Source organism: Anaeromyxobacter sp. SG17, assembly GCF_022690695.1.
GTDB classification, from domain to species: Bacteria; Myxococcota; Myxococcia; order Myxococcales; family Anaeromyxobacteraceae; genus Anaeromyxobacter; species Anaeromyxobacter soli.
The window spans coordinates 86776-110993 of record NZ_JALCYX010000002.1 but is presented as its reverse complement, the minus strand read 5'-3'; the positions used below and the strand labels follow the sequence as shown (position 1 = coordinate 110993).

General features: G+C 73.1%; 26 protein-coding genes. 15 read left to right on the top strand and 11 right to left on the bottom strand.

What is annotated here, in order from left to right:
- Positions 1 to 57 precede the first annotated feature (57 nt).
- Together MNY60_RS01590 and MNY60_RS01585 are read left to right on the top strand one after the other, a co-directional pair.
- Entirely contained in the window at positions 58 to 1359 is a 1302-nt protein-coding gene (locus tag MNY60_RS01590; RefSeq protein WP_242333224.1) for a phosphatidylserine/phosphatidylglycerophosphate/cardiolipin synthase family protein, read from the top strand.
- On the top strand, positions 1347 to 1829 hold the full coding sequence (locus tag MNY60_RS01585; RefSeq protein ID WP_242333226.1) for a VOC family protein: 483 nt from the start codon (positions 1347 to 1349) through the stop codon (positions 1827 to 1829). Before MNY60_RS01590 ends, MNY60_RS01585 begins: the two co-directional genes overlap by 13 nt.
- 54 nt (positions 1830 to 1883) lie before the next feature.
- Here MNY60_RS01585 and MNY60_RS01580 read toward each other — a convergent pair whose 3' ends face one another.
- Entirely contained in the window at positions 1884 to 2522 is a 639-nt protein-coding gene (locus MNY60_RS01580) for a DNA-3-methyladenine glycosylase I (protein ID WP_242333228.1), read from the bottom strand.
- A 102-nt stretch (positions 2523 to 2624) separates the two neighbouring features.
- Between MNY60_RS01580 and MNY60_RS01575 the strand changes: the two genes are divergently transcribed.
- The 3 genes from MNY60_RS01575 to MNY60_RS01565 all read left to right on the top strand — a co-directional run bounded on the left by MNY60_RS01575 (position 2625) and on the right by MNY60_RS01565 (position 3708).
- Complete coding sequence (locus tag MNY60_RS01575) at positions 2625 to 2882, top strand: hypothetical protein (RefSeq protein WP_242333229.1); 258 nt, start codon at positions 2625 to 2627, stop codon at positions 2880 to 2882.
- 104 nt (positions 2883 to 2986) lie between these two features.
- A complete protein-coding gene (locus tag MNY60_RS01570; protein ID WP_242333231.1) occupies positions 2987 to 3424 on the top strand; it encodes a co-chaperone YbbN in 438 nt (145 codons plus the stop codon).
- A 68-nt stretch (positions 3425 to 3492) separates the two neighbouring features.
- Positions 3493 to 3708, top strand: a complete 216-nt coding sequence (locus tag MNY60_RS01565; protein ID WP_242352057.1) for a hypothetical protein — start codon at positions 3493 to 3495, stop codon at positions 3706 to 3708.
- A 136-nt stretch (positions 3709 to 3844) separates the two neighbouring features.
- Here MNY60_RS01565 and MNY60_RS01560 read toward each other — a convergent pair whose 3' ends face one another.
- The 5 genes from MNY60_RS01560 to MNY60_RS01540 form a co-directional block, all read right to left on the bottom strand.
- Positions 3845 to 5398: a methyl-accepting chemotaxis protein gene (locus MNY60_RS01560; protein WP_242359904.1), complete on the bottom strand. Its 1554-nt coding sequence runs from the start codon at positions 5396 to 5398 to the stop codon at positions 3845 to 3847.
- Between the two features lie 13 nt (positions 5399 to 5411).
- A complete protein-coding gene (locus tag MNY60_RS01555; RefSeq protein ID WP_242333237.1) occupies positions 5412 to 6137 on the bottom strand; it encodes a rhodanese-like domain-containing protein in 726 nt (241 codons plus the stop codon).
- A 91-nt stretch (positions 6138 to 6228) separates the two neighbouring features.
- Positions 6229 to 6777 (bottom strand): rhodanese-like domain-containing protein, encoded by a 549-nt coding sequence (locus MNY60_RS01550; RefSeq protein WP_242333239.1) that lies wholly within the window; start codon positions 6775 to 6777, stop codon positions 6229 to 6231.
- A gap of 266 nt (positions 6778 to 7043) precedes the next feature.
- Positions 7044 to 7250, bottom strand: coding sequence for a hypothetical protein (locus tag MNY60_RS01545; RefSeq protein WP_242333241.1), 207 nt, complete (start codon positions 7248 to 7250; stop codon positions 7044 to 7046).
- Between the two features lie 99 nt (positions 7251 to 7349).
- Complete coding sequence (locus tag MNY60_RS01540; protein WP_242359903.1) at positions 7350 to 8450, bottom strand: ATP-dependent DNA ligase; 1101 nt, start codon at positions 8448 to 8450, stop codon at positions 7350 to 7352.
- A gap of 91 nt (positions 8451 to 8541) precedes the next feature.
- Between MNY60_RS01540 and MNY60_RS01535 the strand changes: the two genes are divergently transcribed.
- Complete coding sequence (locus MNY60_RS01535) at positions 8542 to 9792, top strand: DNA polymerase domain-containing protein (protein WP_242333244.1); 1251 nt, start codon at positions 8542 to 8544, stop codon at positions 9790 to 9792.
- Between the two features lie 287 nt (positions 9793 to 10079).
- Positions 10080 to 12317: a polyphosphate kinase 1 gene (gene ppk1, locus MNY60_RS01530; RefSeq protein ID WP_242359902.1), complete on the top strand. Its 2238-nt coding sequence runs from the start codon at positions 10080 to 10082 to the stop codon at positions 12315 to 12317.
- Positions 12318 to 12344: 27 nt separating this feature from the next.
- Here ppk1 and MNY60_RS01525 read toward each other — a convergent pair whose 3' ends face one another.
- Positions 12345 to 12533: a hypothetical protein gene (locus tag MNY60_RS01525; protein WP_242333248.1), complete on the bottom strand. Its 189-nt coding sequence runs from the start codon at positions 12531 to 12533 to the stop codon at positions 12345 to 12347.
- Between the two features lie 422 nt (positions 12534 to 12955).
- Between MNY60_RS01525 and MNY60_RS01520 the strand changes: the two genes are divergently transcribed.
- The 7 genes from MNY60_RS01520 to MNY60_RS01490 all read left to right on the top strand — a co-directional run bounded on the left by MNY60_RS01520 (position 12956) and on the right by MNY60_RS01490 (position 18085).
- Entirely contained in the window at positions 12956 to 13156 is a 201-nt protein-coding gene (locus MNY60_RS01520) for a hypothetical protein (protein WP_242333250.1), read from the top strand.
- Between the two features lie 63 nt (positions 13157 to 13219).
- Positions 13220 to 14170 carry a sigma-70 family RNA polymerase sigma factor gene (locus MNY60_RS01515; protein ID WP_242333252.1) on the top strand — a complete coding sequence of 317 codons (951 nt, stop codon included), beginning with the start codon at positions 13220 to 13222 and terminating at the stop codon, positions 14168 to 14170.
- 217 nt (positions 14171 to 14387) lie between these two features.
- Complete coding sequence (locus tag MNY60_RS01510; RefSeq protein ID WP_242333254.1) at positions 14388 to 14804, top strand: VOC family protein; 417 nt, start codon at positions 14388 to 14390, stop codon at positions 14802 to 14804.
- A gap of 16 nt (positions 14805 to 14820) precedes the next feature.
- Entirely contained in the window at positions 14821 to 15294 is a 474-nt protein-coding gene (locus MNY60_RS01505) for a VOC family protein (protein WP_242359901.1), read from the top strand.
- Between the two features lie 938 nt (positions 15295 to 16232).
- The gene (locus tag MNY60_RS01500) at positions 16233 to 16901 is read left to right on the top strand and encodes an NADPH-dependent F420 reductase (protein ID WP_242359900.1); all 669 of its coding nucleotides are present in this window, start codon (positions 16233 to 16235) and stop codon (positions 16899 to 16901) included.
- Positions 16902 to 16970: 69 nt separating this feature from the next.
- Entirely contained in the window at positions 16971 to 17375 is a 405-nt protein-coding gene (locus tag MNY60_RS01495; RefSeq protein ID WP_242359899.1) for a VOC family protein, read from the top strand.
- Positions 17375 to 18085, top strand: coding sequence for an SDR family oxidoreductase (locus tag MNY60_RS01490; RefSeq protein ID WP_242359934.1), 711 nt, complete (start codon positions 17375 to 17377; stop codon positions 18083 to 18085). The genes MNY60_RS01495 and MNY60_RS01490 overlap by 1 nt, the downstream gene beginning before the upstream one ends.
- A gap of 43 nt (positions 18086 to 18128) precedes the next feature.
- On the opposite strand, the gene MNY60_RS01485 is transcribed toward MNY60_RS01490, so the two are convergent.
- On the bottom strand, positions 18129 to 19292 hold the full coding sequence (locus tag MNY60_RS01485; protein ID WP_242359898.1) for a triacylglycerol lipase: 1164 nt from the start codon (positions 19290 to 19292) through the stop codon (positions 18129 to 18131).
- A 148-nt stretch (positions 19293 to 19440) separates the two neighbouring features.
- Positions 19441 to 20463: an AraC family transcriptional regulator gene (locus MNY60_RS01480; RefSeq protein WP_242359897.1), complete on the bottom strand. Its 1023-nt coding sequence runs from the start codon at positions 20461 to 20463 to the stop codon at positions 19441 to 19443.
- Positions 20464 to 20596: 133 nt separating this feature from the next.
- On the opposite strand from MNY60_RS01480, the gene MNY60_RS01475 reads away from it, so the two are divergent.
- Positions 20597 to 22105 (top strand): nitrilase-related carbon-nitrogen hydrolase, encoded by a 1509-nt coding sequence (locus MNY60_RS01475; protein WP_242359896.1) that lies wholly within the window; start codon positions 20597 to 20599, stop codon positions 22103 to 22105.
- Positions 22106 to 22153: 48 nt separating this feature from the next.
- On the opposite strand, the gene MNY60_RS01470 is transcribed toward MNY60_RS01475, so the two are convergent.
- Positions 22154 to 22558, bottom strand: a complete 405-nt coding sequence (locus tag MNY60_RS01470; RefSeq protein ID WP_242359895.1) for a DoxX family protein — start codon at positions 22556 to 22558, stop codon at positions 22154 to 22156.
- A gap of 229 nt (positions 22559 to 22787) precedes the next feature.
- Positions 22788 to 24152 carry a TAXI family TRAP transporter solute-binding subunit gene (locus MNY60_RS01465; protein WP_242359894.1) on the bottom strand — a complete coding sequence of 455 codons (1365 nt, stop codon included), beginning with the start codon at positions 24150 to 24152 and terminating at the stop codon, positions 22788 to 22790.
- Positions 24153 to 24218 lie beyond the last annotated feature (66 nt).

Below are 24218 nucleotides of genomic sequence, written 5' to 3'. Positions count from 1 at the left end.
GGGCGGAGCCTCGACCCGGGCGCATCGGGAGCTGCGGGCGCGGCCTAGCTTGCAGACATGAAGCGCGCGCTCGCGGCGGGGCTCGTGGTCGGGACGGGGTTGGGCGTGCTGGCGCGTCGCTTCTGGGACCGCCGGACCCGCTACGGCCCCTGGGGCTCGCTCGGGCTCGGCCTGCCCGGAGGGGTGGACGGGGTCGGCCTCGCCCTGACGCAGACGACCGCGACGTCGCTCGTCGACGGGAACCGCGTCGCGTGGAGGGACGACGCCGAGGTGTTCGACGCGCTGGAGGAGGCGATCGGCGACGCGCGCCGCAGCGTCCACGTGGACGTGTACATCTGGAAGCCGGGGGGCGCGGGAGATCGCCTGGCGGACCTCGCGTGCCGCAAGGCGCGCGAGGGCGTGCGGATGCGGATCCTCGTCGACCCCATGGGGAGCACCGGCTTCGACGAGGAGCTTCGCCCCCGGCTGAGCGAGGCCGGCTGCGAGGTGCGCTACTTCAGGCCGCTCAAGAAGCGGCCCTTCTCCCTGACGGGACGGAACCACCGCAAGCTCGTCGTGGTCGACGGGCGGGTGGGCTTCACCGGGGGTTTCGGCATCGCGCCCGAGTGGAGCAGCGGCGCGCCCGGCTCGCCCGTGTGGCGAGACTCGAACGCGGAGATCGAGGGGCCCGTCGTGCAGCAGATGCAGGTGGCGTTCGCGAACCACTGGATCGAGACGGGGGGCTGGATGCTCCCCGCGGTCGAGCTCGAGCGGCCGAGGCCGGCGGGGGAGGCGCGCGCCGCGTACGTGACGAGCACCGACGTCATCGGCCTCTCCCACGCGCGCTGGGTCACGCACATCGCGCTCGCGGCGGCGGAGCGGCGGGTGTGGATCGCGAACGCCTACTTCGTCCCGCCGCCGGCGGTGCTCGGCACGCTGTGCGCACGGCGCGAGATGGGGATCGACGTGCGGCTGCTCCTGCCCGGGCCGTACCAGGATCATCGCAGCGTGACGTTCATCCAGCGCCGCCATTACCCGCGGCTCGAGGCGAGCGGGGTGACGGTCTACGAGTACCTCCCCGCGATGATGCACGCGAAGACCATGCTCGTCGACGACCGGCTCTCCCTGGTCGGCTCCATGAACCTCGACTTCATGTCGATGGAGTGGCTCGAGGAGGGCGCCCTGGTGGTGGACGACCGCGCGTTCGCGCGCGCGTTCGAGGAGCGGTGGCAGGAGGACATGTCGCGCTCGCGGCAGGTGACCGGGCTGGGCGCGGAGGACGCGAACGGCCGCTTGCGACCCGCCGAGACCTCGACCTCGCCGCGCGCGCTCGTTAGCTCGACCAACTCGAACCAAGGAGGAGCGCCATGGCCACGGTGAGACCCATCCCGGAGGGGATGCACACGCTCACGCCGAACCTCGTCATCCGGGGAGCGGCGCAGGCGATCGAGTTCTACAAGCGCGCGCTCGGGGCGCAGGAGGTGGCGCGGATGCCGGCGCCGGACGGGAAGAGCATCTGGCACGCCGAGCTGCGCATCGGCGACTCGATGTTCTTCCTGAACGACGAGATGCCGGGCATGGGCACCGGGGCGCCGAGCGCCGCCGCGCCGGTGCCGGTGACGATGTGGCTCTACGTGCCCGACACGGACGCGGCGTTCAAGCGCGCCGTCGACGCCGGCGGGAAGCCGACGATGCCGCCCGCCGACATGTTCTGGGGCGACCGCTGCGCGGGCGTCGCCGACCCGTTCGGCTACATGTGGTCGTTCGCGACGCACCAGAAGGACCTCACGCCGGAGGAGATGCGGCGGGCGGGCGAGGAGTTCGCGAGGTCGATGGGCGCGAACCGCTGAGGCTCGGCGCGGCGCGGGCGCCGCCGGGAGGGGCGCTCGCGCCGTGACGGGACGTCAGCGCGGCCGCTCGAAGGCGCGACGCGCCCGCTCCGCCCGCGCGCGGAAGGCGCAGCCGTCGAGGTGATCGTTCACGATCCCGACCGCCTGCATGAAGGCGTAGAGGGTGGTCGGCCCGACGAAGGTCCAGCCCCGCTTCCGGAGGTCCTTCGACATCGCCACGGACTCGGGCGTCGTCGTCATCGCGCGGAGGTCCGCCCAGGCGAGCCGCTTCGGCCGCGAGGCGGGAGCGGGCTCGAAGCGCCAGAAGTAGGCGGCGAGGGAGCCGAGCTCGTCCCGGAGCGCGCAGGCGCGGCGGGCGTTGTTCACGGTGGACTCGATCTTGCCGCGGTGGCGCACGATGCCGGCGTCGGCGAGGAGCCGCGCCACGTCGCGCGCCCCGAAGCGCGCCACCGCCTCGAGGTCGAACCCGGCGAAGCCGCGCCGGAAGGCCTCGCGCTTGCGCAGGATGGTGAGCCAGGAGAGGCCGGCCTGGAAGCCCTCGAGGCAGACCTTCTCGAAGAGGCGCACGTCGTCCGCGGTGGGCTGGCCCCACTCCTCGTCGTGGTAGGCCAGGTACTCCGGAGCGGAGGCGCCCCACACGCAGCGGAGCTTTCGATCGGGGCCGGGGGTCAGGCCTTCGGGAGGGGTGGGCATCGCGGGCATGAGTCCTAGCGCGGAGGGAACGGACGGGCACGGCCCGGCGGCATCATGGGTCGGTTCCCGGCGCCGCTCGTCGAAAGGTGTTACGAAAGGGAGATGACCGCGTTCATCGCAGCCCTGCTGATGAACGCGATCCCCGGCTGGCGCGAGCTGTCGCGCCGTTCCTGGTGCACGAAGCAGCGAAGCCGCCTGCGCTCGCCCGATCGGAAGATCGTGTGGGTGCACGACGGCGAGAAGATGCCGTGGGCGCTCTGGGGCGTGGACCACGGCTTCTTCGAGCTCGAGTGGGCGGGCCGGCTGGCGTACCTGCGAGCGGTGGCGGCGGCGGTCGAAGCGCCGCTCGCGACGAGCTGAAAGCGGTCGCGATCCGCGGCCGTTCCTGGATCACCGCAGCACGCGCGACGAGCGTGGGCGCCTCTGCGCCCGGCCTGGACCCGTCCGCGCCGAGAGGACGTCGAATGGGAAGCCGATTCAGCAGCGGAAAGGGAAATCGCTTCAACGTGAAGCTCCCCGTGACCGAGGACCCGAACGGCAAGGAGACCGAGGCGCTGCACGTGAAGGAGATCGCCGAGAAGGACTACGAAACCGAGGTGGTCGCGACGGCGCTGCCGGTGGTGCTCGACTTCCACGGCGGCAAGGAGTCCAAGGCCTGCGAGACGCTCGCCCCCAGGTTCGCGGCGGTGGCGGAGCGTTACGCCGGCAAGGTCCGCTTCCTGAAGGTCAAGCGGGAGGCGAACCCGCGGCTCGCGGCGACGCTCGGCGTCACCGTCAGCCCGACGCTCGTCTTCCTCCAGGGCGGGAAGGAGAAGGGGGAGCGGTTGAGCGGCGAGGACATCCAGCGGACGGCGCTCAAGGCGCGCGTCGAGGCGATGCTGGGGACCCCGGCGGCGAAGTGACGGACGATCCGTCCGCCGCCTGCTTCGAGTCCCTCTGCAACGAAACCCGCGCACCATCGAGGTGAACCATGAGCTTCAAGGATCTGTCGAACAAGAGCGTCTCGCCGCACGTGGACACGCCGGCCCAGGCCGAGGCGAGGGCCCAGGCCGCCGCCGACCAGAAGACCAGGGCGGATGCCAAGGCCGCGAAGAACGCCACCCAGCGTGAGGCCAGGGCGCAGGAGGCCGCCGCGAAGCCGGCCCCCGCCGCGAACGAGGCGAAGGGCGGGCCGACGCGCACGTAGCGCGGCGAGCGCCTCGCCACCGCGAGGCGCGGGGACTCGGGGCCGGCGGCTCTCGCGCTCGCGAGGGACCGGAGGCCTCGGCGCGCTTCGTCCCGGACGAGCGCGACCGGAGCCCCGGGGCTCGCGTCGCCGCGAGCTACCCCTCCGCGACCCGCAAAGCTCCCGTCCGCTCCGGCGCGAGCGCGAGACCGGGCTGCACCGGCCCGTCGCGGCCGTCGGTGCGGAAGAACCCGACGAGCTCGCGGAGCGCCTCGGCCTGCGCCGCCATCTGCTCGGCGGTCGTGGCGAGCTCCTCTGCCGCGGAGGCGTTGCGCTGCGTCACCTGGTCCACCGAGGCCATCGCGCGGTTGATCTGCCCGACCGCCGAGGTCTGCTGGGTTGAGGCGGCCGCCACGTCCTGCACCAGCGCGGCCGTCCGCTGGATCGCGGGCACGAGGCGCGCGAGCCGCTCGCCCGAGCGCTCCGCCACCTCCAGGCTGGTCGTGGCCACCCCGCCGATCTCCTTCGCGGCCTTCTGGGCGCGCTCCGCGAGCTTGCGCACCTCGCTCGCGACCACGCTGAACCCCCTGCCGTGATCGCCGGCACGGGCGGCCTCGATCGCGGCGTTCAGCGCGAGCAGGTTCGTCTGGTAGGCGATCTCCTCGACGACGCCGATCCGCTCGGCGATGGAGCGCATCGCCGCGACGCTGTCGCGCACCGCGTCGCCGCTCTCGCGGGCGTCGCGCGCGGCGTCGAGCGCCACCCGCTCCGTCTCGCGGCTCCCGTCCGCGTTCTGCGCGATGGAGGCGCTCATCTCCTCGAGGCTCGCGGTCGTCTCCTCGACGGACGCCGCCTGCTCTCCCGTGCCGTGCGAGAGCGCCTGCGACGTCGCGGCGACCTGCCCGGAGGCCGCGAGCAGCCCGTCGGCGCCGGCGCGCAGCTGCCCGAGGACGCGCCCCAGGTTCTCGGTCATCCCCTGCATGGCGCGCTGGAGGTCCGCGATCTCGTCGTCCGACCGCGGCGCGTGGCCCGCGGCGGCGTCGCTCGCGAGGTCGCCGTCCGCGACGCGCCGGGCGAGCCTCGAGAGCTCGACCACCGGCGTCGCGACGCGGCGGTGCAGCAGGAACGCGAGCGCCGCCCCGACGGCGAGCGCCGCCGCGAGCGCGGCGGTGAACAGCGCGCCGCGCCGGTGCGCCGTGTCTCGCGTCGCCGCGAGCGTCTCCTGGACCGCCGCCGCCTCGTCCGTGCGGAGCCGCTCCAGGCCCGCGACGGCCGCGGCGGACGCCGCCTTGAACGCCTTCGTCCGCTGCCCCGCCTCGAGCCACTCCTGGTCGGCGGTGGCGCGCACCATGCGCTCGCCGTCCTCGACGACGGCGCCGAACAGCCGCTTCGCCTCGGCGGAGGCGGCCGTCGCGCCGCCCGCCGCCTCGAACCGGGAGAGCGCCTTCCCGAAGCCGTCGCGCGCGGGGCCGAGGTCCGCGAGGTCCGAGGTGCCGGCCGCGGCCTGGCCGGCGAGGAGCTGGAGCGCGGTCCGCGCGAACAGCTCCAGCTCGCTCGCCGCGACGGCGCGCTCCACGGCGGCGGGGACGGCCGCGCCGAGCTGCGTGGCGGTGGCCTGGTTCGAGGCGAGCCCGAACGTGCCGAGCCCCGCGACGACGAGCAGGAGCCCGGCGAAGGTGGCGGCGACGCGTCTGCCGAGGGTGAGTCGCAAGGCGTCCTCCCGTTCAGCGCGCGACCGGCAGGCCGTCCGCCTGCCAGCGCAGCATCCCGCCGTCGAGCCGCTTCACCTCGGTGCGCCCGAGCTGCCGGAGCAGGCGGGCGGCGATCGGCGCCTGGTGCCCGGCGTGATCGACGATGACGATGGCGCGGCCTGGCTCGACCTGCTTCAGGCGCGCCTCGATGTCGTCGAGCGGGATGCTCACGGCGCCCTCGAGGTGGAACGCGCCGAACTCCTGCGCGTCGCGGATGTCCATCGCGAACGGCGGGCGGCTCGACGCGAGCGCCGCCTGGAGCGCGGCGGGCGCGATCGCGGGGGCGTCGAACGCCCGCATGCGCTTCCCCGCCGTCGGTCGGCCGGACTTCCCCCAGCCCGGCAACCCATCCCTGTACTCGGCGACGTTGGTGTACCCCGCGGCGGCCGCGGCCTTCGCCGCCACCACGGTCTTCGTGCAGTTCGGGCCGTTGCAGTAGAAGACCACGAGCCGCGCGCGGTCCTTCACGAGGCGCGGTAGCTCGGCCTCCACCGCGCGCGCGGGCACGAGCACCGCGCCCGGGATGCGCGACTCCGAGAACTCGACGCGGGTCCGCGCGTCGACGAGCGTGAAGTCCCAGCTCGCGGGGGCGCCCTTCATCCGGGCGGCGAGCGCCTCGGTGGAGATCACGCGGTGCTCCTCCGCGCGCGCACCGGAGGCGAGCGCGGCGAGGACGGCGGCGAGGATTGCGATGCGCATGGTGCGGCTCCGTGGGGAGGGGAGGCGGAACGAGGCGCCGCGGCCGTCCCACGGGGCGGCCGCGGCGCGGGTGCGGCGAGGACGGCGAGGGCTACCGGACGAGCGGACCGGCGAGCCCGAAGATCGTCTGGACCTGCGACGGCGAGTAGATCTTCTGGTTGGAGCTCGCGTTCCAGCCCATCATCGAGAAGCGCAGCACGTAGGCGTTGTAGCCGAGCGACACGAGGCCGCCGAGCGCCATGGAGGCGGTGTGGCCGGTGTGGCAGACGAGGATGAGCGGCGTGCCGTCGGTGGGAAGCTGCGCCAGGTTCTCCGACCGGAAGAGCGCCGCGAGCGGCATGCTGATCGCGCCTGGGATGTGGCCGGCCGCGTAGTCGGTGGCCGGCCGGACGTCGATGACGAGCTGGTTCGCGCCGGCGTCGATCCGCGCCTTGAGGTCGGTGGCGAAGACGGTGCGGGCGCCGCCCGTGGCCGCGAAGAACTCGGCCAGGCGCGCGGCGGTGTTCGCGTAGATGCCGGGCGGGACGTCGAGCGGGCGGCCCGCGGACACGGAGGACGCGTACTCGCCCGCCCCCACCTCCTGGGCGAGCACGGGAGCGGCGAACGCGAGGGCGGCGAGGACGGCGACGAGCTTTCTCATGGGGTCGATCTCCTGGGCGCGGCTCGCCGCGACGGCGGGGATGAGCCGCGGTTCGCGCGGGAGTAGTGCACACGTCGCGTGTGGGTTGGAATGCGCGCCGGAGTGTTCATTTTCGGACGGTGAAAGACCCCGAAATCTGCGCAGCGTTAACGGGTTAACGGTTCGTTAACGTTAACGCGCGCAGCAGGAGCGGCGCCCGCGCGGGCTCGGGCGCCTCACTCAGCGTGCAATCGGCGTAGAGGGCGCGGGGACGCGCCGGCCGCGCCTCAGCCCTCGTCGGGGAGGGCTCCCTTCTGCGCGGAGGACTCGGGCTGGCTCCAGCCCTCTTCCTCGCGGGGATCGATGTCCTCCCACCCCTCCGCGCGCTCGCTCGCGGGGCGGTCGCTCGCTCCGCGGCGCTGCTCCCGCTCGCGCTCCGGCTCCGGCTCCTGCCGGCTCGGAGTGGCCCTGTCGTTCTCCGGCGCCCCAGCCATCGCTCACCTCCGCGAGCCGGCGCTCCGACCGCCGCCGGCTCCTGCCTCGTCTCGGCGCGCCGCGAGGTTCGCGGGCGCGAGACCCGTCCGCCTCGGGATCTATCGCGGCGCCTGCGGCCGCACCCCGAAGATGCGGGAGAGCTCGAACGCCGGGGTCTCCTCGAGCTGGTCGTAGCGGCACTCGCGCGGCGAGCGGTCCGGACGCCAGCGCAGGAAGTGGGTCGCGTGCCGGAAGCGATCGCCCTGCAGGTGGTCGTAGGCGACCTCGCAGACGCGCTCCACCCGCAGCGGCTCCCAGGAGAGGTCCTTGCCGCGGTTCCAGCGGCTGCTCGCGCCAGGCATGCGCTGCGCGGGCTCGGCGTCCGCGTCGGACCACTCCGCCCAGTCGCGCCAGGGGTGGCCCTCCATCGCGTTCTCGCGCAGGGGCGAGAGCTCCTCCACGAGCTCCTTGCGGCGCGCGGTGGTGAAGCTGCTGCAGATGCCGACGTGGTGCAGCTTGCCGGCCTCGTCGTAGAGCCCGAGCAGGAGCGAGCCCACCATCGTGCCGGGCCCGTTCTTGTGCCAGCGGAAGCCGGCCACCGCGCAGTCGGCGGTGCGCGCGTGCTTCACCTTCACCATCGCGCGGACGCCGGGCTGGTACGTCGAGTCGAGCCGCTTCGCGACGACGCCGTCGAGCCCGGCCCCCTCGAAGCGCGCGAACCAGTCCTGCGCCACGGCGCGATCCCGCGTGGCGGGCGTCAGGTGCACCTGGGGCGCCGCGCCGGCGAGGCGCTGCTCGAGCAGCGCGCGCCGCTCGGAGAGCGGGGACGCGCGCAGGTCGCGGTCGCCCAGGGCGAGCAGGTCGAACAGCACGATGCCCGCGGGGCTCTCCTGCGAGAGGAGCTTCACCCGGGACGCCGCGGGGTGGATGCGGAGGAGGAGCGCCTCGAAGTCGAGGCCCGCCGGGCCGGCGATGACGATCTCGCCGTCCACCACGCACCGCTCGGGGAGGCTCGCGAGGAGCGGCTCGGCGAGCTCGGGGAAGTACCGGTTCAGCGGCTTCAGCTCGCGGGACTGGAGGTACACCTCGGGACCGTCGCGAAAGACCAGCGCGCGGAAGCCGTCCCACTTCGGCTCGAAGAGCCAGCGGTCCCCCTCGGGCAGGCTCTCCGCGGCCTTCGCCAGCATCGGCTCGACGGGGGGCGCGATCGGATAGGCCATCGCGGGGAGATAACGCCATGGGCGTGGCGAAGCGCGAGCCGCTCGAGCAAGAACACCCGCCAGAGCCATGTCACCGCGCAAGAAAGAACACTTGCAGATCGCCGGACGGGAGGTCGCCATCTCCAATCCGGACAAGCTCTACTTCCGCGAGGCGGGCGTCACCAAGCTCGAGCTCGTGCAGTACTACCTGAGCGTGGCCGAGGGCGCGCTGCGCGGCGTGCGGGGCCGGCCGATGGCGCTGAAGCGCTACGTCGACGGGGCCGAGGGCGAGTTCTTCTTCCAGAAGCGCGCGCCGGAGTCGCGGCCGCCCTGGGTCGAGGTCGTCGAGCTCAGGTTCCCCTCGGGTCGCAGCGCCGAGGAGATCGTGGTCCGGGACGCGGCGCAGCTCGCCTGGGTGGTGAACCTGGGCTGCATCGACCTCAACCCGCATCCGGTGCGCGCCGCCGATCTCGAGCACCCCGACGAGCTGCGCGTGGACCTCGACCCGATGCCGGGCGTGGAGTGGGACCAGCTCCGGCGCGTCGCGCTGCTCGTGGACGAGGTGCTGCGCGAGCACGGCCTCGTGGGCTGGCCGAAGACGAGCGGCTCGCGCGGCATCCACGTGAACGCGCGCCTCGAGCCGCGCTGGACCTTCACCGACGTTCGCCAGGCGGCGCTGGCGCTCGCCCGCGAGGTGGAGCGGCGCGCGCCGGAGCTCGCGACGAGCAAGTGGTGGAAGGAGGAACGGCACGGCGTCTTCATCGACTACAACCAGAACGCGAAGGACCGCACCGTCGCCTCCGCGTACTCGGTGCGGCCCACGGCCGACGCGCGGGTGTCCGCGCCCATCACCTGGGCCGAGCTGCCCGCCTGCGACCCGGCCGACTTCACGCTGCGCACGGTCCCGGCGCGCTTCGCGCGGCTCGGGGACGTGGGGGCCGGCATCGACGACGCGGCAGGCTCGCTCGAGCCGCTGCTCGAGCTCGCGGCGCGCCAGCGTGCGGACGGCCTCGGCGACGCGCCGTGGCCGCCGCACTACGCGAAGGGAGCCGAGGAGCCCGCGCGCGTCGCGCCGTCCCGGCGCAAGGGGGCGCCGCGCCGCCCGAGCCATCCGCTCGCCGTCGTCGCGCGCGCGGCGAGGAAGGAGGACGCGCTCGAAGGTCTCGAGCGCTGGAAGGCGCGCCACCCCGAGGCCGCCGCGCGCCTCGCGCCCGAGGACGTGCTCGTGGACGCGATGCGCGGCCGGTACACGACCTGGACCCGCGTGCGCGTGAATCTGAGGAACGTGCCGGAGGGCGAGCGGCCTCGCGACGAGCCGCCCGACCCGGACTTCGACCAGGCGATGTGGGATCCGCGCCAGTGAGGCCCGGGCGATCCTCGCGAGCCGTGCCTCAAGACGCGTCCTCGAGATCGCCCGCGCCCTGAGGCCGCGGTCGTCTCACCTGCCCGGGGCGAGCTCCCCCTTGCGGAGCGCGCCGGCCTGCGCCGAACCCCCCGCGCGGCGTCCGAGGCGCCGAGCGCACGGGCTCGCCGGGAGGTCCCCGTGCGCTCGCGCACGCCTTCACGCGTTCGTCACCTGCGGTCGCGTGCACTCCCGCCGGCGCGGCGCTACGCTCGCCCGTCGAGGCGCGAGGTCATCGCGGAGGACGGATGGAGAGCCCGGCGCACGCCGTGCCCAAGGAGGTGCTCACCCCGCGCACCGGCGCCGACGTGGCGCCGGCCGGCGGAGCCGCGGGTGTGGCCGCCGACGCCGCCGCGGCGGTCGCGCGCGAGCTCGCGGCCCCCACCGCGAAGCTCGACCCTGCGCTGCTCGTCAACCGCGAGCTCTCGCTCGTCGCGTTCCAGTGGCGCGTCTTCGACGAGATCCGCGACCCCGCGAACCCGCTGCTCGAGCGGGTGCGCTTCCTCTCCATCGTGTCGTCGAACCTCGACGAGCTCTTCATGATCCGCGTCGCCGGCCTCGAGCAGCAGGTGGCCTCCGGGGTGACGGAGCCTTCGTCCGACGGGCTGACGCCGTTGCAGCAGCTCGCCGAGCTGCGCCGCGAGACCTTGCGGCTCAACCGCGAGCTCGGCGTGGCGTGGCAGGACGAGCTCCTGCCCGCCCTCGACGCGGCCGGCCTCCACGTCCTCGATCATTCCCAGCTCGACCCGAAGCAGGCCGCGTGGGCGCGCGCCTACTTCGACGAGATGGTGATGCCGGTCCTGACGCCGCTCGCCTTCGACCCTGGCCGTCCGTTCCCCCACATCTCGAACCTGAGCCTCAACCTCGCCGTGGTCGTGGAGGACGAGGGCGTCGCCCGGTTCGCGCGCATCAAGGTTCCGGACACGCTCCCGCGGCTCGTGCCGATCGGCCGCTCCAGCGCGGGCTTCGACGCGTCGGGGACGGCCCGCCGGCACCACGCGTTCGTCTGGCTCGAGCAGCTCGTCGCCGCGCACGTGGACCGGCTGTTCCCCGGGGTGCGCGTCAAGAGCGTGCACCCGTTCCGCGTCACCCGCGACGCGGAGATGGAGCTGCAGGAGCTGGAGGCAGCGGACCTGCTCGCCTCGGTCGAGCACGGGGTGCGCGAGCGCCGCTTCGGCTCGGTGGTGCGGCTCGTCGTGACGCCCGGCATGCCCGAGCCCGTCCGCGACCTCCTCGTCCAGAACCTCGAGATCCAGCCGCGGAACGTGCACGTCCTCGAGGGGCCACTGGGGCTGTCCGGGGTGGGCGCGCTCGCCGCCGTGGAGCGCAGCGATCTCAAGTTCCCGCCGCTGTCCCCCGCCGTCCCGCCCGCCTTCGCGCGAGGCGACGAGGACGTGTTCGCCGCGATCCGGCGCCGGGACGTGCTCATCCACCATCCGTTCGAGTCGTTCGGGCCCGTCGTCGAGTTCCTGAGGGCCGCCGCGCGGGATCCCGACGTGCTCGCCATCAAGATGACGCTGTACCGCGTCGGGCGGAACTCGCCGGTCGTGGAGGCGCTCCTCGAGGCGAACCAGAACCGCAAGCAGGTGGCGGTGCTCGTGGAGCTGAAGGCGCGCTTCGACGAGGAGAGCAACATCGGGTGGGCGCGGGCGCTCGAGGCCGACGGCGTCCACGTCATCTACGGGCTCCTCGGGCTGAAGACGCACTCCAAGATCGCGCTCGTCGTCCGGCGCGAGGGCGACCGGCTCGCGCGCTACGTCCACCTGTCCACCGGGAACTACAACGCGGTCACCGCCACCGCGTACACGGACCTCGGGCTCTTCACGGCGGACCCCGAGATCGGCGAGGACGCGACGCAGCTCTTCAACTACCTCACGGGCTACGCGCACCCGAAGGTGTTCCAGCGCCTGCTCGTCGCGCCGGTGAACCTGCGCGAGCGGCTCGTCGAGCTCATCGACCGCGAGATCGCCCACGCGCGCGCCGGCCGCGGCGGGCACCTCGTGTTCAAGGTGAACGCGCTCGCCGACGAGCAGATGGCGGAGCCGCTCGTCCGCGCGGCCCAGGCGGGCGTCAAGGTGGACCTGCTCGTGCGCGGGATCTGCTGCCTGCGCCCGGAGGTCCCGGGCTACACCGAGAACGTGCGCGTCACGAGCATCGTGGGAAGGTTCCTCGAGCACAGCCGGATCTTCTGGTTCCGCAACGCCGGGGCGGAGGAGGTCTACCTCGGCAGCGCAGATCTCATGCGCCGGAACCTGTCGAGGCGGGTCGAGGTGCTGTTCCCGGTCAGGGATCCCGCGCTCGTGCGCCACCTGCGCGACGGCGTGCTGGCCCTCTACCTCGCCGACAACTGCCGGGCGCGTCGCATGCGGCCGGACGGTGAGTACGAGCGGCTCCGTCCGGCCGAGGGCGAGCCGCAGGTGGACGCGCAGGCGCGGCTGCTCGCCTCCCCGTCGGCCCCGGCCGCGCCGGACGCTCGCGAGGGCTGATGCGTCCCGGCGCTGCGCGGCGCCGGATCACTCACCCAGCGCGGCGCCGTCCACGGACTCCACGCGGATGTCCGCCACGCGCACTTCCCCCACGTCCGGCTCGAGCTCGCGCGCGAAGAGCTCGGCCGCCTCGCGATCATCCCAGGCCAGGACGTGACCGACGTGCTCTGCGCCTTCGGCGCCATACGAGCAGACGAAGACGGATTCGCGCAGCATGCGAGCTCCTCGGGCGAGAACGAGGCCCGGTTCTAATCCGCGTCGCTCCGGGCGCGCCAGCCCTCGAGGTGTCCGCGCCGACCGTCACGAGTTCGTCACGCGTCCGTCGCATCGTTGCCGTGCCAGCGGGCCGTTGGCCACGGGCGAGCGTGGGCTCCCCCGTTCTCGGAGCAACGATTGGGTCATCGCCCGGCCGGGTTCCCGTGCCGACCGCCGGCCGTGCTCCGCGCCGTCCGACCATCGAGCGCCCCGCTCCGCCGATCGCAGCGAAGCGGCGCCGTGCCCGGCGTGAGACCGCCGAGGAGGTCGCGGCGCGCCGCGGACCGCGTCGCGCGTGCGGGCCACCCGCGATGATCCTCTGCGATCGGCCGGCGCGCGTGATGTGTCGGGCTTATTCGCGAGGATCGCGCTACACTTCATAGATGAATCCCCCGCGCGCCAGCTTCGCCGTTCGAGCGCACGTCGTAGGCATCGAGCAGATCGAGAAGAATCGCTACGTCGTCACGGTCGACGGGCAGCGGTTCGCGAGCTTCTGCTCCGAGAGCCGCGCGCGGGCGGCGGGCCGGCTCGAGGCGCGGCGGCTCGACTTCGTCGCCCACGAGGCGTCGGGCTCGCGGCGGTAGCGCAAGGGCGCGCGAGGCGAGCGGGGGAGAGCGGGGACGCGCTCCCCTCGTTATGTCCGGGCGATGCCAGAGAGCGTCACCGAGCTCGAGGAGCACCGCGCGGCCGTCACCGGGCACTGCTACCGGATGCTGGGCTCGGCCGTGGACGCCGACGACGCGGTCCAGGAGACGATGGTCCGGGCGTGGAGAGGCCTCGAGCGCTTCGACGGGCGCTCCTCGCTGCGCACCTGGCTCTATCGCATCGCGACGAACGTCTGCCTCGACGCGCTCGCCGATCGCTCCCGGCGAGAGCGTCCCGTCGAGGAGGGTCCCGCCGGAACGGTGGACGACCCGCTCGTCGAGCACCCTCGCACGCACTGGCTCGAGCCGGTCCCCGACGCGCACGTCGTGCCGTCGGACGCCGGCCCGGCGGAGCGGGCGGTGCTCCGCCAGAGCATCCGGCTCGCGTTCGTGGCGGCGCTCCAGCACCTTCCCCCGAGGCAGCGCGCCGCGCTCCTGCTCACGGAGGTGCTCGGCTGGTCCGCCGCGGAGGTGGCCGAGAGCCTCGACACCTCGATCCCGGCGGTGAACAGCGCGCTGCAGCGGGCGCGCGCCACGCTCGCCGCGCGCGACCTCGGCGAGTCGAGCGGCTCGCTCTCCGCAGCGCAGTCCGCGCTGCTCGCTCGCTACGTCGAGGCATTCGAGCGCTACGACGTGAACGCGCTCACCGCGCTCCTGCACGAGGACGCGACCCTGTCCATGCCGCCCTACACGCTGTGGCTCCGCGGCCCGGCGGCGATCCGCGACTGGCTCCTCGGCCGGGGCTGTGGCTGCCGCGGGTCGCGGCTCGTCCCGACGGCGGCCTCCGGCTCGCCCGCGTTCGCGCAGTACCGTCCCGCCGAGCACGGGGGCCACGAGGCGTGGGGGCTCATCGTGCTCGAGCTCGAGGGCGATCGCGTCTCTGCCTGGACCTCGTTCCTCGACACCGCGACGCTCTTCCCGAGGTTCGGGCTTCCGCTCGTGCTCCCTCCGTAGGAAGCGGCGCGGAAGGGCGGCTCGGTGCGGCGGGCGCTCGCCGGTAGCTTCGCGCACCGGCTCCTGCCCTGGCCGACGGCATGAAGGCCGATGTCTGCCGGAGGTGCCGATCGGGGTGCACCGATGAGTCGGCGGCGCGCACGCGGTCCAGGGATCAGACGACATCGGGGTCGAGCTCGACGCGACGCGCGACTCCGACGAACCCCTGGAGGCAGACATGGCAACGAGGCGTCCCCGCAAGCTCTTCGTGAACCTGGCCGTGCGCGACCTGGACCGCTCGAAGGAGTTCTTCACCAAGCTCGGCTTCGAGTTCGACCCGAGGTTCACGGACGAGAAGGCCACCTGCATGCTCGTCGGCGAGGACGCGTACGTGATGCTCCTCACCGAGCCGTTCTTCAAGACGTTCACGAAGAAGGGCCTCTGCGACACGCTCCTGCAGAACGAGGCGCTCTGCGCGCTCTCGTGCGAGAGCCGCGCCGAGGTGGACGAGCTCGTGAAGAAGGCGGTCGCGGCGGGAGGCAAGCACGCGATGGAGCCGCAGGATCACGGCTTCATGTACGGCTGGAGCTTCTACGACCCCGACGGCCACCACTGGGAAGTGCTGTGGATGGACCCCAAGGCGCTCGAGCGCTGAGGAAAGGACGGATGCGATGAAGGGAATCACCCCGTTCCTGTGGTTCGACGGTAAGGCCGAGGAGGCCGCGAGGTTCTACACGTCCGTCTTCAAGGGCTCGAAGCTCGGAGCGATCACGCGCTACGGAGAGGCAGGCCCCGGGCCCAAGGGGTCGGTGATGACCGCGATGTTCGAGGTCGCGGGGCAGGAGTTCATCGCCTTGAACGGCGAACCGATCTTCAAGTTCACGCCGGCCATCTCGTTCGTCGTGAACTGCGAGACGCAGCAGGAGGTGGACGAGTACTGGGAGAAGCTCTCCGCGGGCGGCTCGACGAACCAGTGCGGCTGGCTCACCGACAGGTACGGGGTGTCCTGGCAGATCGTGCCGACCGCGATGGAGCGGCTCATGTCGGACCCGGATCCGGCGAAGGCGAACCGCGTGATGAAGGCGATGCTCCAGATGACGAAGCTCGACATCGCGGGTCTGGAGCGGGCTTACCGGCAGGGATAGTCGAGCCCGGCTCACGCCGTTGCTCGGAGAGTGGGAGCTCTCCGAGCAACGGCGCACTCGAGCCCGAGCCGCACGAGCGCTGACTAACGGTGACGTGGCGGTGCGGCGTGAGGGCCCGCGGCGACACCGCCCCCGCGGTGCGGCGCGGGCGCGATACCGCGCGAGGGGAAGCTGCCGCCGGACGGGGGCGGGGCGGGGCGCGCACCGAAGTAGGGGCCGGGACGGCCACCGTACGAGGGCCAGACGCCGCGATGTGGCCCAGGCCCGTAGTGCCACTGCCCCGGGTACCGCCACCAGCCATGCCCGTACCAGCCGAAGCGCGCCGCGCCGTAGAACCCGAAGTACGGCCACGGTCCGAAGCCCCAGACCCACGGTGCGACGACCCATGACCAGCCGTATGACGGATAGTAAACGTACATGTACGGCGCGCCGTAACCGGAAGGCGGCACATAGGTGAAGGCGTCCGCGTACGGCATCCAGATCCAGCCGTACTGCGCCGTGTAGACCCATTGGCCTTCCGGAACCGAGGAGGGCGGTGGCGGAAGCTTCGACGGAGCGGGCGGAGGAGCCTCTTCGAGCGGGGCGGTCGGAGGAGAGGGCGATTCCTGCTCCGTCTGCAGGCCGGACTCCCCAGCCTGCGCCAGCTCGGGGACCGTGGTGATGAGCGGACCCGCGCGTGCTGCGAGATCCGCGCCTTCGTCGTTCCCACTGGCGAGGCCGGGTAACAGCGCGAGCGCCGCGCTGAAGACGACAGCTCGAGGGTGCTTCGTCATGACCTCCCCGCCTGAAAGCATAGCGGGCAGCTCTCCTCCATGCAGTCTCGTTTGTCCGATGAGAGGGCGTCACCGCGGCGGGCGTGGGCCGCGAGAGCCGTGGCCAAGTTGGCTGTTGCGGGCAGGGCGCGCGCTTCGCATCTCTCCGCTCCGGGAGGGCGTGCCATGCGGATCGGGATCATCGGCTCGGGGAACATCGGCGGGACGGCTGCGAGGCTGTTCACGGAGGCGGGCCACGAGGTCGCGCTCAGTCATGCGAGCGGTCCCCACTCGCTGCGCGACCAGGTCGCCGCGCCCGGACCAAGGGCGAGGGCCACGACCGTCGATGAGGCGGCGGAGTTCGGCGAGGTCGTGCTCATCGCCATCCCATGGCGCAACCGGCGGGAGCTCCCCGCCGAGCGGCTGCGGGGCAAGATCGTCATCGACGCGATGAACCCGTATCGTCCCGACTTCAAGCTCTACGAGCTGGGGGACTCGACGTCGAGCGAGGAGGTCGCGCGGGTCATCCCCGGCGCGCGGCTCGTCAAGGCGCTCAACCACCTGTACGCGAACGACCTCGCAACCCGTGGCAGGCGCGACCTTCCGCCCGAGGAGCGGGTCGCGCTGCTCATCGCCGGGGACGACCCGGACGCGAAGCGGGCGGTCGCGAACCTCGTCGAGGAGATCGGGTTTGCTCCGGTGGACACGGGCTCCCTCCGCTACGGCGGTCGCCTCCAGGAGCCGGGCAGCCCACTCTATGGCCGCATCGTGTCCGGCACCGACGCCCAGGCGGCGCTCCGGCGCGGAGACGAGGCGCGCAGCGGGAGCACGTCGGGAGCCGAGCGGCAGCACTAGGTCTGGACTCGTCAGTGTTGCGGGAGCTGAGCACAGTAATCATGGAGACGGACCAGGAAGGAGACGCACGTGGTCCAGGCCGCCACGAAGTCATTCGTCAAGAGCATTCACGGCGTTCGCTATCAGGTGAAAGACGTCGCTCGCTCTGTAGCGTTCTATACGCAACATCTCGGGTTCGAGCTGGAGCACCAGCAGCTCCCCGCGTTTGCGAGCGTCTCTCTGGGTGACGCGCAGCTTCTGCTCAGCGGTCCAGGCGCGTCAGGCTCGCGGCCGATGCCGAATGGGCAGCAGCAGGAGCCGGGCGGCTGGAACCGGGTAGTGCTGAAGGTCGCGGATCTTCCCGGATTCATCACTGAACTGAAGAAAGCAGGGGTTCACTTTCGCAACGAGATGGAAACAGGCCCTGGCGGACGACAAATCCAGATCGAGGACGCAGATGGGAATCCCATCGAGCTCTTCGAGCCTGCTCGATGATGCCGCGCGTGATCGTGATCAGCGGAGCGGTCGGAGCGCTCGGGACCGCTCTCTGTCGCTACCTCGTGGAGCGCGGGTACCGGGTGGCCGGCGTCGGGCTCGCCCGTCACGCGGAGCGCCTCCGCAAGCTCGAGCAGGAGCTCGGGGCGGGTTTCGCCGGCTTCCCGCTCCAGGAGGACTCGACCGCGGCCTGGGACGCGGCCCTCGGCGCGGTGAGCGCGCGCCTCGGCCCGATCTCCGGCGCGGCGCTGGTCGCGGGCGGCTGGCGCGGTGGCCGGCGCTTCCACGAGGAAGGCGACGAGGACACCTGGCGAAGCATGCTGGACGAGAACCTCGAGTCGGCCCAGCGGGCGCTTCGCGCGCTGCTGCCGCGGCTGGTCGCGCAGCGCGCGGGCAGCGTGGTCGTGATCGGGTCCCGCAACGTCGAGCGGCCGTGGTCGGGCGCCGGCGCCGCCGCCTACACCGTCGCGAAGAGCGCCGTCGTCGCGCTCGCACGCGTGATCGCCGCGGAGGTCCTGGACGCCGGCGTTCGGGTGAACGCCGTCCTCCCCAGCACGATCGACACGGCCGCGAACCGCGGCGCGATGCCGGACGCCGACGCGTCGCGCTGGGTGGAGCCGGAGTCGGTCGCCGCGGTCATCGAGTTTTTGCTCTCGGACGCGGCACGGGACGTGAGCGGCGCGGTCGTGCCGGTCTACGGGCGCGCCTGAGAAGTCGACGAGCACGCCGCCGGGAGGCAGCGCGAGAGCGCCGTCAGGAGGACAGCCAGGAGCGGAGCTTCGCGTACACCTCGGGTCGGCTCAGGAGGTCGAGGTGCTTCGTCCCGTGGGCGATCCACCGGTGCGCCTCCGGGAACCCGAGCGTCAGCTCCGGTCTCTCGTGCACGCCGAGCGCGCTGTCGACGGGGACGAGTCCGTCGGTCGGGCGCTTCCTCGCGGCGCCCTGCACGGCCGCGCTCCCGGCGATCGCGTAGCACCGCGCGCCCTGCGGCAGCGGGAGCGGGACGCGGTCGTCGCGACCGTGCGCGAAGCGGTCGCGGCCTTCCCAGTGCGCGTCGAGGACGTTGCCGTGGCGCATGTCGGTGACGCCGGCGCTCCGGAGCTTGCCGAGCCGCGCGAGCGGCGCGCTGTACCGGCTGACGCCGAGCAACAGATCGATCCAGTGGCCGCCGCGCTCGAGCGGTGCGCCGTGATGAGGCGTGCCGAGGCAGACGAGCGCGCGCAGCTTTCGTCGCCACGCGTGGCCCTCCGCCTCGCCGAAGTGGCACGCGCTGCGCGCCACGAGCCCGCCCATGCTGTGCGCCAGGAGGACGAGGTCGTCGACCGCCGTGGGCCAGGCCGCGACGAGCTGCTCGAGCAGCCCGGCGAAGGCGCGCCCATTCACCGACACGTGCAGGCCGGAGTTGTAGTGGAGGTAGATCGGCGTGAACCCGAGATCGCGGGCGAGCGCCGCGCCGTGATCGTGCCCGCGCCGGGTCCACTGGCGATCGTTCACGCACGAGCCGTGCACGAGGACGAGGAGCTTGCCGGTCGCCCGCGGGAACGCGAGCCGCAGCGCGTCCTGGTGGAGCTCCAGCGGGCGACCGTCGCTGCGGAGCCGCATCTCGATCGCGAGCGGGTTCCCGCTCGCCGCCAGGTAGTCGCCGAGGACACCGTTCAGCGCGGCCACCACCGCTTCACGTCCGAGCCCCGGCGGGCGGTCGCCGAGCAGCGGCGCGGCGAGGGGTTCGAGCCGGGCGAGGGCCGCGTCGATCCCGTCGCCGACGAGCCGTGTCACCCCGCGCACGCTCCCGTAGACCGGGCGGGTGAGGAGCTGGACGGGGCGCTCGAGCGGGCGGCCGAGGACGGCCGGGCCGGCGCCGATTCCGAGGTGCATCGCCTCGACGACGTCCGCGATGCGGTTCGTCGCCTCGATCACGAGACGACTCGCGCCCCGCAGGTCGAGGATCGGGCTGCGCGGTGCCTTCGGGGATCGTTCGCGCGGCGGCATCGCAAAGACGATAACGCCAGACCGAGAGGCTGCGTGGAGCGGCCCTACGAAGGCCCCCCACGAAGCGGCGGATGCCTCAGCGGGCGGGGCGCCGCCGTCCCGCGGCTTCGGCCCGGGTGCCGCGCCAGCGCGTCGGGGTCTCGCCCGTCCAGCGCCTGAACGCGCGGGCGAAGGCGCTCTGCTCGGCGAAGCCGAGGAGCCAGCTCACCTCCGCCATCGAGACGTCGCGCGCCTCGAGGTAGACCCGGGCGCGCTCGCGCCTCACCTCGTCGACCACGGCCGCGAAGCTCGTCCCCTCGGCGCCGAGCCTCCGCTGCAGGGTCCGGGACGAAGTGCCCAGCGAGCGCGCCACGCGGGAGAGCGACGGCTCCTTCCCGGGCAGGTCGGCGGCGATGGCGTCCCGCGCCCGGGCCGCTGCGCTCTCCGGTGGCGACGCGCGGGCGAGGAGGGCGCGCGCGTGCTCGTCCAGGGCGGCGAACAGCGTACGGTCGCCCGTGCGCGTCGGCGCGTCCCAAGCCGCTCGCGGCAGCGAGAGCGCCGGGGCGGCGGCGCCGAAAGCGGGCTCGGCGCCGAAGACGCGCGCGTGCTCGCGCGTGTCCGGCGGGCGCGGGAACGCAAGGCGCACCGCCACGACCGCACCGGGCGCCACGTGGCGAACGCGCGAGGCCAGGATCGCGAGCGTGTATTCCTCCGCCTGCGGCGGCAGCGCCACGCGGGTGCCGCGGAAGACGAGCGCGACCGCGTCCTCCTCCTCGTCGACGGCGAGCGAGGCGCGCGGATCCACGAGCGGGAAGTACGCGGCGACGCGGCGAAGCCCCTCGCCCACCGTCGCGCCGCTCGCCCCAAGGTAGTCGAGGACGCGGAAGGCGCCGAACGGCGTCTGCTCGGCGGCGTGGAGCGACAGGGCCGGGTCCGCGGCTGCGCCGTACGCCTCCCGCCAGACGGCGTCCGCGCGCGCGGCGGGGATCCGCGCGTCCGGGTCGTCGAGGAGCGCGCGGCCCACCCCGGCGCGCGCGAGGAGGGCGTCGGTATCGAGCCCGAGCCGCGCGCATGCCTCCACGAGCGCGCGGGTCGCGACAGGGAGGACGGTGACGCTCACGGCGCCGAGCCTAGCACCGCGCCTGGCGCGCACGGCCGAACGGTTGGCGCCCTCGGTCGAGACGGTCGGCGCCCCTCGCGCGTAGGTTCCGCCCATGAAGCCGCGGCAACCGCCGCGAGAAAGGAGAAACCCCGTGACCAGCCTCGCCGCCTCCGGCCCCATCGCCATCGCGTCGCCTGCCGAGCGCGATGGCGACTCGCTCGCCGACCGCGTCCCCGCCTGGGCGCTGTCCCTCGCGGGCATCGTCCTCGTCTTCCTCGCCGGAAATCGCGGGGGGACGGCGCTCCTCGCCTGGGTCGCTCCGGTCCCGCTCGCTCTCGCCGCAGTGCGCCTCCGCGGCTGGCGCCGCCGACTCGTGCTCCTCGCGGTATGCGCCGCGGCCCTCTCGCTGCAATCGCTGAAGATGGTGACGCCTCCCGTCGCCGCGCCGTTCGCGCTCCTCTTCGGCGTGCCGCTCGGCGCCCTCGTCTGGCTCACCCTCGTCCTCTGGGACGCGATCCGCCGGCATGCCGGGGCGGCGTGGTCGATCCTCGCGTTCGCCGCGCTGACCGCCCTCGGGGACGTCATCGGCTTCGCGCTGTCGCCCGCGGGCCACTGGGCGGCCTTCGCGGCGAGCCAGTCCGACAACCTGCCGCTCCTTCAGCTCGCCTCACTCGGCGGCCTCGGTTTCGTCGGTTTCGTCATGGCCCTGCCCGCCGGCGCCGCCGCGGCGCTCCTCGCCTCTTCCGCGCCGGACCGACCCTGGCGGACCTCCATCGCCGCCGCCACGATCGTCGTCGCGGCGCATGTCTGGGGATCGCTGCGCCTCGATGCCGCGGACGCAGGGCCGACGGTGCGCGTCGCCGCAGTCACGGTCGACTTCCCCGAGCCGCTCACGAGCATGGAGGACCTTCGCGGGAACGTGGACGTGCTCTTCGCCCGCTCCGAGCTCGCCGCCCGCCGCGGCGCCGAGCTCGTCGTCTGGAACGAGGTCGCGACGCTCGTGGAACCGAGCCAGGAGGCGGCGCTCCTCGCGCGCGGCGCCGACTTCGCCCGCAGGGAAGGCGTCGACCTGGTCCTCGCCTACGGCGTCGTCGTGTCGAGCGCGCCGTTCGTCATCGACAACGCCTACGTGTGGCTCGGCACGAAGGGCGAGACCCTCGAGCGGTACCGCAAGCATGTCCTCCCACCCGGCGAGCCGTCGCTGCGCGGCGAGGAGCCGCTGCGCGTCCTGGATCGTTCGTGGGGCCGGGCCGCCGGCGCGATCTGCTACGACTATGACTTCCCGGCGCTCGCGCGCGCCCACGCCCGCGGAGGCGCCGGCGTGGTCGCCCTGCCGTCCTCGGATTGGCGCGGCATCGACCCGCAGCACACGCTCATGGCGCGCGTGCGCGCCATCGAGGGCGGGATGTCGGTGGTCCGCGCCGTACGCGCGGCCACGTCGATGGCCTTCGACCCGTACGGCCGCGTGCGCGCGAGTCTGTCGGCCTGGGAGCGGAACGAGCGCGTCATGCTCGCGACGGTTCCCACTGCGCAGGTCAGGACCGTTTACGCGTCGCTCGGGGATGCGCCGGTGGTGTTCGCGGCGCTCGCGCTCCTGGGCGGAGCGGCGGCGGCGGGCGTGCGCCGCCGACTCGGCCGTCACGCAACCCGATCGAGCTAGAGGTCAATGGTGACGGCAGCGGGTATCCGACGGCTTCTCGATTGGCGCTCAACTCGGCACGAGGTCGCGGCGAGCCGGCGGACGCAGGGCCCAAGACCCGCCGACGAGGCCGAGCTGGATGATCGGGTAGACGAGAGCGACGGCGCCATCGCCGACGGCCAGGTGGGAGACGACTGCTCCCGTGTAGTTGAAGACCGCGCCGGCGTATGCCCACTCCTTGAGCCGGGGAAAGCGCGGGACGAGCAGCGCCACCGCGCCGAGAACCTTCCAGACTCCGAGGATGACCAGGAAATAGGCCGGGTAGCCCAGGTGCTCGATGACGCCGCGGACGTACGGTATTCGCAGGATGTCCCACACTCCTGCCAACGCCAGCTCCATGGCGACGAGCAGGGTCGTGACCCAATACGCGATGGCGCGCCGTCGCGAGGCGGCGCGGCTGTCGAGGTCCGGCATGACTCCTCCGACGTCAGGCGGATGAACGCTTCGCTCGGCGTCCGCGCCGCCCTGGGCGCAAGGGGAGCATTGGGCGTGCCGGTCCACCTCCTCGCACCAGGCGTGGATGAGGGGCTGGCCTACCGGCGTCGGGGGTCGGGAACGTCGCCTTTCCGACAGGGACGTAAAGAATCCCTACGCGCCGAGAACGTGGATCACACGCTCGCCAACACGGTCGCCGATGGCGTTCTCAGAGCGCTCGGCGCCGCTCGCCCGCGAGCGTGGTGAGCCGCCGCCGGACGAAGCCGATGTGCTCCCGCAGCACGTAGAACTGGTCGGCGAAGGCGACGGGGAGCTTGAGCGCGTCGGCACGACGCTCGATCGCGTCGAGCCGGTCGAGGAGCCCGGCCTGGTGCTCGGCCGCGTGGTCCAGCACGTCGCGCTCGAGCTCCAGGAGCGAGCCGTAGATCCGGTACAGGCGGGCCCGCACGCGCCAGGCGTAGACCTGGGGCACGAGCCGGAACACCGGGACGAGGAGGAGCACGAGCGGCACCAGCACCATCAGGAAACGATCGGCGAGGCTCGCCGCCCAGAACGGCAGCATGCGGTAGAGCCAGCGCTTGCCGGACTCGTAGTAGCGCCGGGCATCGGCGCTGAGCGGCAGATCGTGCTCGCGGGCCACCGGGAACTCGCCCGCTCTCTGCAGCAGGAACGGACGGCCGTGGACCTCGCGCATCGTCTCGATCAGCAGGTCCGAGATGGCCGGGTGCAGGTCGGCGCGCGCGACCAGCTCCACCGACGACGCGACCAGATCGAGGTCCGTGGCGGGCATGTTGTGGGCGAGATCGTAGGCGCCCATCGGGATGACGACGCGATCGAGGTCCTGGAACTTCCTCAGGTACGCCTCGACCTGCGAGAGCTGCAGCACGTGCACGCCCGGACGCTCGATGATGCTGCGGATCACCCGCGGCGACGCCGAGTCGCCCATGAGGAAGGCGGCGTCGACGTAGCCCTGCTCGAGCGCGTCTCCGACGAGGTCGTCGTCGAGGTCGAGCATCGTGGTGGGCCCTCCGGGCTCGATGCCGTTGGCCTTGAGCAGCGCGAGCGCGAGCACCCGGGTGCCGCTGCCCTCCGGCCCGATGACGAGCCGCTTCCCGGCGAGCGCCGAGAGCCGGTCGGGCGGCGCCGCGCCGTGCACGAGGATGTAGAGCGGCTGGCGCGAGATGGTGCCGAGCGAGGCGAGCTCGCGTCGCCGCTCTCCGGGCTGCGGGTCGGGCAGCTTCACCCCCACCTGGACGAAGCCCACGTCCACGCCGGCGTCCGGATCGGCGAGCCGCCTGAGGTTCTCGAGCGAGCCGTTCGACGGCCTGACCTTCAGGGTGACGCCGTTCGCGGCGAACGCCTTCGAGTAGCGTTCTGCCGCGCGCTGGAAGCTCGAGCCGTCGGGCCCGGTCGAGATGGTGATCGTGGACGGCGCCGCCGGGCGGACGAAGTGCAGCACCGCCCAGATCGCCGCCGAGAGCGCGAGCGCGACCGGTACCACGGTGACGAACAGGTCGCGCGACGAGACGCGCCGGAAGCGGGCCCAGCGGTGAGGCTTCTCGATCTTGTCCATGGCGGCTCTCGCGCGTTTTCTCAGAGCCGCGGGCCGCCCGCAAGCCCGGGGGCGCAAAGCGCGCCC

Bases quoted from the DNA above. Each gene is read 5' to 3' on its own strand.
- MNY60_RS01575 (WP_242333229.1), top strand. From the start codon at position 2,625: ATGACCGCGTTCATCGCAGCCCTGCTGATGAACGCGATCCCCGGCTGG.
- MNY60_RS01545 (WP_242333241.1), bottom strand. From the start codon at position 7,250: ATGGCTGGGGCGCCGGAGAACGACAGGGCCACTCCGAGCCGGCAGGAG.
- MNY60_RS01570 (WP_242333231.1), top strand. From the start codon at position 2,987: ATGGGAAGCCGATTCAGCAGCGGAAAGGGAAATCGCTTCAACGTGAAG.
- MNY60_RS01500 (WP_242359900.1), top strand. From the start codon at position 16,233: ATGCGGATCGGGATCATCGGCTCGGGGAACATCGGCGGGACGGCTGCG.
- MNY60_RS01550 (WP_242333239.1), bottom strand. From the start codon at position 6,777: ATGAGAAAGCTCGTCGCCGTCCTCGCCGCCCTCGCGTTCGCCGCTCCC.
- ppk1 (WP_242359902.1), top strand. From the start codon at position 10,080: ATGGAGAGCCCGGCGCACGCCGTGCCCAAGGAGGTGCTCACCCCGCGC.
- MNY60_RS01490 (WP_242359934.1), top strand. From the start codon at position 17,375: ATGCCGCGCGTGATCGTGATCAGCGGAGCGGTCGGAGCGCTCGGGACC.
- MNY60_RS01520 (WP_242333250.1), top strand. From the start codon at position 12,956: ATGAATCCCCCGCGCGCCAGCTTCGCCGTTCGAGCGCACGTCGTAGGC.
- MNY60_RS01580 (WP_242333228.1), bottom strand. From the start codon at position 2,522: ATGCCCACCCCTCCCGAAGGCCTGACCCCCGGCCCCGATCGAAAGCTC.
- MNY60_RS01585 (WP_242333226.1), top strand. From the start codon at position 1,347: ATGGCCACGGTGAGACCCATCCCGGAGGGGATGCACACGCTCACGCCG.
- MNY60_RS01525 (WP_242333248.1), bottom strand. From the start codon at position 12,533: ATGCTGCGCGAATCCGTCTTCGTCTGCTCGTATGGCGCCGAAGGCGCA.
- MNY60_RS01505 (WP_242359901.1), top strand. From the start codon at position 14,821: ATGAAGGGAATCACCCCGTTCCTGTGGTTCGACGGTAAGGCCGAGGAG.
- MNY60_RS01555 (WP_242333237.1), bottom strand. From the start codon at position 6,137: ATGCGCATCGCAATCCTCGCCGCCGTCCTCGCCGCGCTCGCCTCCGGT.
- MNY60_RS01590 (WP_242333224.1), top strand. From the start codon at position 58: ATGAAGCGCGCGCTCGCGGCGGGGCTCGTGGTCGGGACGGGGTTGGGC.
- MNY60_RS01510 (WP_242333254.1), top strand. From the start codon at position 14,388: ATGGCAACGAGGCGTCCCCGCAAGCTCTTCGTGAACCTGGCCGTGCGC.
- MNY60_RS01565 (WP_242352057.1), top strand. From the start codon at position 3,493: ATGAGCTTCAAGGATCTGTCGAACAAGAGCGTCTCGCCGCACGTGGAC.
- MNY60_RS01515 (WP_242333252.1), top strand. From the start codon at position 13,220: ATGCCAGAGAGCGTCACCGAGCTCGAGGAGCACCGCGCGGCCGTCACC.
- MNY60_RS01470 (WP_242359895.1), bottom strand. From the start codon at position 22,558: ATGCCGGACCTCGACAGCCGCGCCGCCTCGCGACGGCGCGCCATCGCG.
- MNY60_RS01465 (WP_242359894.1), bottom strand. From the start codon at position 24,152: ATGGACAAGATCGAGAAGCCTCACCGCTGGGCCCGCTTCCGGCGCGTC.
- MNY60_RS01540 (WP_242359903.1), bottom strand. From the start codon at position 8,450: ATGGCCTATCCGATCGCGCCCCCCGTCGAGCCGATGCTGGCGAAGGCC.